The 3355-nt window shown below is 61.2% G+C and carries 2 protein-coding genes and 1 pseudogene; all 3 read left to right on the plus strand.

The window, feature by feature from the left end:
* A pseudogene (locus tag ACX3P1_RS27800) lies at positions 1-123 on the plus strand (ABC transporter permease); the annotation flags it as partial.
* Positions 124-135: 12 nt separating this feature from the next.
* A complete protein-coding gene (locus ACX3P1_RS27805) occupies positions 136-1293 on the plus strand; it encodes an ABC transporter permease (RefSeq protein WP_459082985.1) in 1158 nt (385 codons plus the stop codon).
* A gap of 10 nt (positions 1294-1303) precedes the next feature.
* Positions 1304-3355, plus strand: a 2052-nt coding sequence (locus tag ACX3P1_RS27810) for a dipeptide ABC transporter ATP-binding protein (protein ID WP_459082987.1), incomplete at its 3' end; no start/stop codon positions are given.

Consider the following 3355-nt stretch of genomic DNA (forward strand, 5'->3'; position numbering starts at 1 on the left):
GGCAATAACGACATCGAGCTTCTGCTCGGCTGTTCGCTGGTCTCTGTGTTCATCGTCTTGATCACGCAGCTCATTTCAGACGTCGGTTATGCATATCTCAATCCGCGTATCCGGGTTCAGTAGGGGGAACGGCCGATGCAGGTGACCTACATCGATGCCTTTCAGGTAATCCTTGGCGTGCTGGAGCGCTTCTGGCCGGTATGGCTGGCGCTCGCCATCGTCATGGGTGCGAGCATTATTTTCAAACACAAGCTCGGCCTTTACGGCCAGTTGTTCGACAGCGCCGTCGGCGTCGTCGGCGTCGGCATCTGTCTGTTCTGGCTGTTCACGGCGCTCTTTTCTTCGACCATTGCGCCGTTTAATCCGCTGGCACAGATTCCGGCCATGAAGGATGTTCTGCCGGGTGCGATCGAACCGAAATCGGGTCTTGTCTATCTGTTCGGCGGTGACAAGCTCGCCCGAGACATCTTCTCACGCATGGTCTATGGCAGCCAGATCGTGCTGATTATCGCGCCTGCGGCGACCGGTTTCGCGCTGATGGTGGGCATCACGCTCGGCCTGCCTGCCGGCTATTTTGGGGGCAAGATCGACACGGTGCTGTCGTTCCTCGCGAACCTCGTGCTGGCTTTCCCGGTCATCCTGCTTTTCTACCTGCTGGTCACGCCGGGCATCATGGATACGCCAATCCCCTACGGCATGGCCGGCGTGTTCTTCCTGTTCCCGATCATCTTCTTTTCCGTCCTGTTCTGGACGCGCTTCAAGAATCGGCCGGACCGCATCTATACCCTCATGGGCCTGACGCTGGTGATAGGCGGTTGGGTCTATGCCGGCCTCGTGTTCAATGCCGATCCGCTGGGGCTCATCAAGATGGCGCCGAACCAGCTCAACATCTTCGTGGCGGTGGTATTTGCCTCGTCGCCCGGCGTGTTCCGCATCGTGCGGGGGCTGGTCATGGACATCAAGACGCGCGACTATGTAGCGGCGGCGCAGACGCGCGGTGAATCCCCATGGTACATCATGCTGTGGGAAATCCTGCCCAATGCGCGGGGGCCGCTGATCGTGGATGCCTGCCTGCGCATCGGCTACACCACGATCCTGCTTGGCACGTTGGGTTATTTCGGCCTCGGCCTTGCACCCGAGAGCCCGGACTGGGGCACGGCGATCAAGGATGCCAGCCGGCTGTTGCGGCAGTTCATCCATCCGGCATTGCCGCCGACAATCGCGCTGATGTCGTTCGTGCTTGGCCTGAACCTGCTTGCCGACGCGCTGCGTGAGCAATCGATGAAAGATTGAGGTCGATCCGATGAACGAAGCCGTCAAAGCCACGCACATCGAAAAAGACGCCGAACCGATCATCGAGATCGAGAATTTGTCGATCTCGTTTTTCACCCGCGCCGGAGAAATTCCGGCGGTGATGGACTTTTCCTGCACGGTCATGCCCGGCGAGGCCATGGGCATCGTCGGCGAGAGCGGCTGCGGCAAGTCGACCGTGTCGCTTGGCATTATGCGCGACCTGTCCAACATCGGAAAGATCGTCGGCGGGCGCATCAAGTTCCAGGGCAAGGACATGGGCGAACTGACCGAGGAGGAGCTGCGCTCCATCCGCGGCAACAAGATCGCCATGATCTACCAGGAGCCGATGGCGTCGCTCAATCCGGCCATGAAGGTCGGCCAGCAATTGATGGAAGTGCCGCTGATCCACGACAAGGTTTCGAAGGACGAGGCCTATAAACGGGCGCTGGAGATGGTGCGGTCGGTGCGGTTGCCGGATGCCGAACGCATGATGCGCTCCTATCCGCACCAGCTTTCCGGTGGCCAGCAGCAGCGCATCGTCATTGCCATGGCGCTGCTTTCCAAGCCGGCGTTATTGCTTCTGGACGAGCCGACCACCGCGCTCGACGTCACGGTCGAAGCCGGCATCGTCGAACTGGTGAAGGGGCTCGGCGAAAAATTCGGCACGTCGATGATCTTCGTGTCGCATAATCTCGGCCTCATCTTGGAGACCTGCGACCGCATCACCGTGATGTATTCGGGCGAAGCGGTGGAAACCGGCAAGATCAAGGACGTGTTCGACCGCATGCGCCACCCCTATACGCAGGGGTTGTTCCGCTCGATCCCGCTGCCCGGCGCCGACAAGAATTCACGACCGCTGATCGCCATTCCCGGCCAGTTGCCGCTGCCGCACGAGCGCCCGAAGGGTTGCAATTTCGGGCCGCGCTGCCACCATTTCGTGGAAGGGCTGTGCAACGCCGCCGAAATTCCGATGATCCCGGTCGAGGGGCATGAGGGGCACTTTTCGCGCTGCGTGCGTTTCAACGAGATCGACTGGGATGAACTGCCGCCCGGCGCGCAGAAGGTCACGGAAAAGATCGTGCCCGGCGCGCCGGTGCTGAAGATCGAAGATCTGCGCAAATACTACAAGGTCGGCGGCAACGAGGTGTTCGGCGGTAGCGACGGCCGCGTTGTCAAGGCCAACGAGACGATCTCGTTCACGGCGCGCGAGTCCGAAACTGTCGCCATCGTCGGCGAGTCCGGCTGCGGAAAGTCGACGCTGGCCAAGGTGCTGCTTGGCCTTGAAACCGCCAGTTCCGGCAGCGTGACGCTGGACGGCAAGGAAATCCAGTCCACGGGCGTCGAGAACCGCAGCGTCGATACGGTGTCGTCCATCCAGATGGTGTTCCAGAACCCGTTCGATACGCTGAACCCCAGCCATTCGGTCGGCTCGCAGATCATCCGCACGCTGGAGAAATTTCATGTCGGCAACAATCCGGCCGAGCGGCGCCAGCGCATGCTGGAACTGATGGATCTGGTGAAACTGCCGCGTGCGTTCGAGACGCGAAAGCCGCGCCAGCTTTCGGGCGGCCAGAAGCAGCGCATCGGCGTGGCGCGCGCCTTTGCCGGCGACGCCAAGGTGGTGGTGGCGGACGAGCCGGTTTCGGCGCTGGACGTATCCGTGCAGGCGGCCGTCACGGAATTGCTGATGGACATCCAGCGCAAGAACAAGACGACGATGCTGTTCATCAGCCATGATCTGTCGGTGGTGCGCTACATCGCCGACCGCGTCGTGGTCATGTATCTCGGCTATATCGTCGAGCAGGGCACGACCGACCAGATTTTCGCGCCGCCCTATCACCCCTATACGGAGGCGCTGTTGTCCGCGATCCCGATCGCCGATACCAGCGTGGTCAAGAAGCACATTGTGCTGGAGGGCGATATTCCCTCGGCCATGAACCCGCCGAGCGGCTGCCCGTTCCAGACGCGCTGTGGCTACAAGCATCTGGTGCCCGGCAACAAATGCGAAACGCAGGTGCCGCCGGTCAAGGACCTGGGCGACGGCCATCAGAGCCTGTGCTGG

This window comes from Mesorhizobium sp. A623, from assembly GCF_054489405.1.